The sequence below is a fragment of the Vibrio sp. 10N.222.48.A3 genome, assembly GCF_041475345.1.
Taxonomy (GTDB): domain Bacteria; phylum Pseudomonadota; class Gammaproteobacteria; order Enterobacterales; family Vibrionaceae; genus Vibrio; species Vibrio tasmaniensis_A.
The window spans coordinates 1-6,376 of sequence record NZ_JBFRVX010000011.1 but is presented as its reverse complement, the minus strand read 5'-3'; the positions used below and the strand labels follow the sequence as shown (position 1 = coordinate 6,376).

Sequence of the window (6,376 nt, the reverse complement as noted above, 5' to 3'; positions counted from 1 at the left end):
ACATACAACCTTAACAGCCAAACCACCTTGAGAAGTCTCACGGTATTTGGCGTTCATGTCTTTACCGGTTTCTAGCATTGTTTCGATAACTTTATCTAGAGAAACAGTCGGAGCAGAAGAACGACGAAGTGCCATACGAGTCGAGTTGATTGCTTTAACTGCAGCAATACCGTTACGCTCGATACATGGAACTTGTACTTGGCCAGCAACTGGGTCACACGTTAGACCTAGGTTGTGCTCCATGCCGATTTCTGCAGCCATACATACTTGCTCTGGGCTACCACCCATAAGCTCAGCAAGACCAGCAGCAGCCATAGAACACGCCACGCCAACTTCACCCTGACAGCCAACTTCAGCACCAGAGATAGAAGCGTTACGCTTGTAAAGACCACCGATCGCGCCAGAAGCTGCGAAGTAACGGATGTAGTCTTTCTCTGTCACTGTTTGAATGAACTTATCGTAGTAAGCCAATACAGCAGGGATGATGCCACATGCGCCGTTTGTTGGTGCCGTTACTACACGACCGCCAGCTGCGTTCTCTTCGTTTACTGCGAAAGCAAACATGTTCACCCAGTCAACAACTGTCATTGGATCGTTAGTTGTTTTTTCTGACGTGATCAGTTGTTGGCGAAGTGCTGCTGCACGACGAGGTACACGCAGTGGACCAGGCAGGATACCTTCAGTATTCATACCGCGATCCATACACTCACGCATCGTTTTCCAGATGTTAGCGAAGTAAGTGCGAGACTCTTCGTCTGAGTGGAAAGCCGCTTGGTTTTTCATAACCAGTGTACTGATAGAAAGACCACTTTCTTTACACTGATTAACCAGCTCTTCCGCTGTTGTGAATTCGTAAGGTGCTTTAATTGGGTTTTCTTCTTCTTTGCCGAAGTTCTCTTCGTCAACGATGAAACCACCACCAATTGAGTAATACGTTTTTGAATATGCGACTTCGTCATCAACCCAAGCATGAATGCTCATGCCATTCTCGTGTAGAGAAAGGTTGCTAGTGTGGAAGTTCATTCCGCCGTCGCGAGGGAACGAAACAGTATGACAGTGCATACCGACAGGTAGACGTTCAGTTTCTTCTACTCGAGCAATGAAGCCTGCAATAGAATCGATATCAACACGCTCAGGAGTATTGCCAGCAAGACCCATGATGATTGCGATATCTGTGTGGTGACCTTTCCCTGTCAGTGATAGTGATCCATATACGTCCACGGTGATTTTAGTGATGTCGCGCAATTTTCCCATTGAACGTAGGTCATCAATAAATTCTTTACCCGCTTTCATTGGTCCAACTGTGTGTGAGCTCGATGGACCAACACCGATTTTATAGATATCAAATACACTAATCATAGCGATTACCTCAAAAAGAGAGCCTCCCAAGGGGAGTAGGGAGGCTCATTTATTATCATTATATTTTTTGTCTAACCTCGCCATATAAGATGAATGTCATCTTATAAAAAGGGCTTGAGATTAAAGAGCGCCGTAGATTACAGAACTAATAGCCGCTAGACCACATAAAGCTGTAAAGATTTGCACAGGTGCTGAAGTTTTGTACTTAGCCATAGCTGGTACTTTGTTCATTGCGAATACAGGCATTAGGAACAGGATAGCTGCAATCATTGGAGCACCCATTGTTTCAATCATACCTAGGATGCTTGGGTTAACTACCGCAACAATCCAAGTTGTAACAACGATGAACGCTAGAGAAGCTTTCTCAATCGTGCTGATTGAAGAACCAGAGCGAGACTTGATTAGACCAACAAGACCTTCATGAGCACCTAGGAAGTGACCGAAGTAGCTAGAAGTGATTGCTGCGAACGCCACTAGAGGACCCATGTAAGAGATAAGTGGAGACTCATGAACGTTAGCTAGGTAAGAAAGAACCGAGATGTTTTGAGATTGCGCTGTTGCTAGTTGCTCTGGAGATAGAGAAAGTACTACAGAGAATACGAAGAACATTACAAAACCCATCAGCATCATTGCTGCGCCGCCAGTGATCGCGTCAGTTTTCTTAACCGCGTCTTCACCGTACACACGACGTTGCTCTTTAGAGAACTGTGAAATGATTGGGCTGTGGTTGAAAGAGAACACGATGATTGGAATCGCAAGCCAGATAATAGAAGGCATTGCTGACCATTCTGGGCTTGTTTCCATCATTGAAGTGTTCCAATCAGGAACTAGGTAGAAAGACAATGCTAGTAGGATGAATACTAGTGGGTAAACCATTGCTGAAGTTGCTTTAAGCATCAGCTCTTTACCGAATACAACACCTGCTGTCATAGCAAGGATAAGTGCACCAGAAAGAAGAGGACGAGGAATAGATTCCATGCCCATTTGGTTTACTAGGAAAGAGTCAACCGTGTTTGTGATACCAACACCGTAGATAAGAACGATTGGGTAGATAGCGAAAAAGTAAGCGAAAGTAATAAGGTTCGCGCCAGTCTTACCGAAGTGTTCTTCAACTGTGTCTGTAATATCTGCTTCAGGGTTCTTAGAAGACAGTACGAAACGAGCTAGAGATTTGTGTGCGAACCAAGTCATTGGTGCCGCGATTAAAGCTAGGATAACTAGTGGCCAAAAACCACCCGCACCAGCTTTGATTGGAAGGAATAGTACACCAGCGCCAACTGCTGTGCCGAATAGTGATAGACACCAGGTAAAATCTTTATAGTTAAACTTGCTTGTATCTGTAACGGCATTTGCCGAAGAAGTTGTTGTGTTCATGTTAAATTACTCATTTTTTGGGAACAGGAAATAAGTCGGGGCTAATTCTGCAGAATTTTCTTCTACAAAAAATAGATCTAAATCATGTAATGAAACGGCGTGTCACATGATATGCGAAAAACGGATTTTTGATCACGAAAATAGCGTGCCACAGGTGATTTATGCTCATGCCTGCTATTAGTTAATCTTATGCGAAAGGCGGAGTTGTACAGAATTATACCAGGGAAACGTTTGCGTAAAATTGGATTAATAAATCTGTTCCATGGAAAAGGCTGTGTTTGTTAACAAGGATTAAACAAAACGTAGTTTCTATGTAATTTGTTGCACTACATGTTGCTGCAGTGATTGGATGATTTGAGCCGTAACGCCCCAAATTAGGTGCTCTTGGAAGGGCATGGCAAAAACACGATGCTTGATTTTTTTTAAGTTAACAGTGTGGCTGTGTAACTTGGCTTGGTCTAAAACATAGGTGGCGGGTACCTCAAAAATCGAAGCAACTTCGTTCTCATCGATGATGGGTTTATAGTCCGAATCGACCACTACAATAATCGGTGTAACTAAAAATTTACTAATGGTACTCAAAGTAGGTAATTGCCCAACAATTTTAACCTGATCCGATCGAATTCCGACCTCTTCGTGAAGTTCTCTAAGTGCGGTGAATTGCATAGAAGGATCGGAGAGTTCGTGTTTCCCTCCAGGAAAGCTGATTTGACCAGGGTGATGTTTTAAATGAGCGGCTCTTTTCGTAAAAATAACATGTAAACCATCCTCTCGTTCCACTAAGCCGACTACCACTGCTGCTTTACGCAATTGATCGTCATTGATATGTGAAACGCGCTCAACGGATTCTGGGTGATAGCCAACGGTAGAGTTGAGCTGGAATTGTTGAAGGAAGTTATCTTTGTTCATATAAAGCCAATATATTGATTATTATGATTTTAAGTATAGTCATAACCGTGTGTTGATTACCAATTTCGAATTTGCCTTCACTTTCCTCCGTTAGTACCGGCAATAACTGGAAATAAGAAGGGACTGGGTAGCGGCGTTTTTCAAGGTAAATGTTCCCAATCTTCTAAGAGTGACGGATTTTGCTATATTTGAATATGTGTACTTCTACTAGTAAGCGTTATCCATGTCATAAATTGGGTGATGAAACGTACATTTTCTGTTTAAGAATTTGATAACAATGACTTAGTGGACCATTCTAAAAAGAAATAGAAGAAAAGGTATGAAATGAAAGGAATCATATTCACCGAATTTTTAGAGCTTGTTGAAGACAAGTTTGGGTTAGAGCTTTTGGAAGAAGTTCTAGAGATGTCAGAAGATGAAGGGATCTACACATCAGTCGGAAGTTACGACCACAAAGATCTTGTTCGATTGATTATAAACTTGAGTAAGAAAACCGAGATTGATGCAGCGAGCCTGCAACGTGTTTTTGGACAATCGGTTTTTAAGAACTTACTGGCCTCATTACCGAATAAAGCGAGCCTCGCCCACAGCAACACCACTTTTCAATTTATTCAGCACGTAGAGCGTTACATTCACGTAGAAGTGAAGAAGCTCTACCCAGATGCTGAGCCTCCACAATTTAGCTTTATCACCACGACCGAAGCGCAACTTGTTTTTGACTATAAAAGCGCACGATGTATGTCTCACGTTTGTTTGGGATTAATCGAGGGGTGTGCTGACTATCATGGTGAAACCATCGTGGTAGAAATGACACCTCAGAATGATGACCAAAGTGTGGTTAGGTTTAATCTCAAAGTAGAAAAGTGATATGGATCTGGCATCTGCCCAAGAGAAAAAACTGAAACGTCAAATAGCAGCACGGAAAGCGGCTGAAGCCTTGTTGGAGCAAAAGAGTCTCGAACTGTTTGAGGCCAATCAACAGCTTGAACTTGCGTTGCGCCAATTAGAAAAGCGTTCAAATGCGAATATTCGACGGATCGAATTCCAAGAACAAATCGACAACCTGTTGATTGATTTCGGACGCGCGTTTCTGAGGAGTGATCTCGATGACGTGATGTTGTCCCAATTGACGGCGAGTGTAACTAACAGTTATCTAATTGAAGCCAGTCGCTTGGTGTTACCCCCCAATCTAATCCCTCAGTTACAAACCCATGACTATGGTGATGAAACAGTCGAGGTAATAGAGAAAGACATTCAAGAACCTCATTGGCAAGGTTGCTTGCTTACCGTGCCATTAGAGGTCGAAAAAGTGATTGTGGGCGCGTTAATCGTTCAGGTCAGGTTGTTAGATCAAGACTACGAATTCATCCAAAGCCAACTGTTGTTAGTGACGGACCTTATCTGCAGTGCGTTAACTCATCAACTTGCGATTAACCGAAATATAGAATCACGTAAACGAGCGGAAGAGTCCGAAAGGGCAACGCGTGACTTTGTCGCCATGATTAACCATGAATTGAGAACCCCACTCAATGGTCTTCTTGGTAGTGCGGAGTTGATAAGCGACACCGAACTGAGCAGTTCTCAACGTGAGATCGTGAATAACTTGAGCCAATCCGGTGAGTTTCTTAGAACCATCATTAATGACCTTCTCGATTACAGTAAAATCAATGCGGGTATGCTGGAATTAATTCCCAAAACATTTGCACTCCAAGATTTGAAAAATACCATTGATAGTATTTTTACCAATCGAGCGCTTGAAAAGCAGATCCAGTTTGATGTCAATGTAACCGTTGGGGTACCCAGTCACTTTTACGGTGACTTAGAGCGTATTACTCAATTGTTCGTGAACTTAATCGGCAATGCAATTAAATTCACCGATCAAGGCCATGTGAGCGTAGAGATAAAATGGCTTAACGACCAATTTATTTTTTCTGTTGAGGATAGTGGCGTTGGTATTGCTCAATCTGCTATTAAGACACTGTTTGAACCTTTTACACAGGCCGATAACTCAAGTAGCCGAAATTACGAAGGGACAGGGCTTGGTTTAGCGATTTGTCGCAAGCTAGCTGCGTTAATGAGGGGAGACATTGAGGTGAGCAGTATTGTTGGTTCGGGTACGACATTTACCATTTCACTCCCTCTTCAAGTTGTCGATACACTGGCTGAGCGCGATAGTGTCGCCAAAGGTTTTGAGTCTGAGGTTGAATTGACATTGCTTAAAGTGTTGGTGGTTGATGATATTAAGATGAACCAGATCATCATCCAACAAATGCTACGCAAATACGAAATAGAGCCAGCGATTGCCGGTAATGGTATAGAAGGGTTGGAATTAGCGTCGAATAATGAGTATGACATTGTGTTTATGGATTGCCGGATGCCAGTCATGGATGGTTTTGAAGCGACGAAGAAACTGCGAAGTTCAGGATATAGCCAACCAATTATTGCATTAACCGCTGGTACGACAAAAGAAGAGCGAGAGTTGTGTATTGAATCTGGTATGGACGATATATTGAGTAAACCCTATACCGCTAACGACTTAGTGATAATGCTGAATAAGTGGGGCTAATAAATATCATTGCCTTTGTAGTGAGTGAATATGCAACGTTATTGATTTGTCTCTAATGTCTTGAGTATATTGTCAATGTAACAAGTGAGCTGACAATGCTATACGTTCACTTATTTTATTGGTCGCTTTTATTAATTATATTAAGGAGGTTTGAAAAACTATAAAAAT

General features: G+C 42.4%; 5 protein-coding genes. 2 read left to right on the top strand and 3 right to left on the bottom strand.

Annotated features, from left to right (window positions below; translation table 11 throughout):
• The 3 genes from AB4653_RS00235 to AB4653_RS00225 form a co-directional block, all read right to left on the bottom strand.
• The coding region (locus AB4653_RS00235; RefSeq protein WP_009847036.1) for an L-serine ammonia-lyase at positions 1 to 1,359 on the bottom strand (1,359 nt) is incomplete at its 3' end.
• 120 nt (positions 1,360 to 1,479) lie between these two features.
• Complete coding sequence (locus tag AB4653_RS00230; RefSeq protein ID WP_009847035.1) at positions 1,480 to 2,733, bottom strand: aromatic amino acid transport family protein; 1,254 nt, start codon at positions 2,731 to 2,733, stop codon at positions 1,480 to 1,482.
• 309 nt (positions 2,734 to 3,042) lie between these two features.
• Positions 3,043 to 3,642 carry a CoA pyrophosphatase gene (locus tag AB4653_RS00225; RefSeq protein ID WP_102258596.1) on the bottom strand — a complete coding sequence of 200 codons (600 nt, stop codon included), beginning with the start codon at positions 3,640 to 3,642 and terminating at the stop codon, positions 3,043 to 3,045.
• A 324-nt stretch (positions 3,643 to 3,966) separates the two neighbouring features.
• Between AB4653_RS00225 and AB4653_RS00220 the strand changes: the two genes are divergently transcribed.
• Together AB4653_RS00220 and AB4653_RS00215 are read left to right on the top strand one after the other, a co-directional pair.
• Positions 3,967 to 4,509: a heme NO-binding domain-containing protein gene (locus tag AB4653_RS00220; RefSeq protein ID WP_102258595.1), complete on the top strand. Its 543-nt coding sequence runs from the start codon at positions 3,967 to 3,969 to the stop codon at positions 4,507 to 4,509.
• A gap of 1 nt (position 4,510) precedes the next feature.
• Positions 4,511 to 6,208 (top strand): ATP-binding protein, encoded by a 1,698-nt coding sequence (locus AB4653_RS00215; RefSeq protein WP_102258594.1) that lies wholly within the window; start codon positions 4,511 to 4,513, stop codon positions 6,206 to 6,208.
• Positions 6,209 to 6,376 lie beyond the last annotated feature (168 nt).

Coding starts and splice junctions, on each gene's coding strand:
- AB4653_RS00230 (WP_009847035.1), bottom strand. CDS start 2,733: ATGAACACAACAACTTCTTCGGCAAATGCCGTTACAGATACAAGCAAG.
- AB4653_RS00225 (WP_102258596.1), bottom strand. CDS start 3,642: ATGAACAAAGATAACTTCCTTCAACAATTCCAGCTCAACTCTACCGTT.
- AB4653_RS00220 (WP_102258595.1), top strand. CDS start 3,967: ATGAAAGGAATCATATTCACCGAATTTTTAGAGCTTGTTGAAGACAAG.
- AB4653_RS00215 (WP_102258594.1), top strand. CDS start 4,511: ATGGATCTGGCATCTGCCCAAGAGAAAAAACTGAAACGTCAAATAGCA.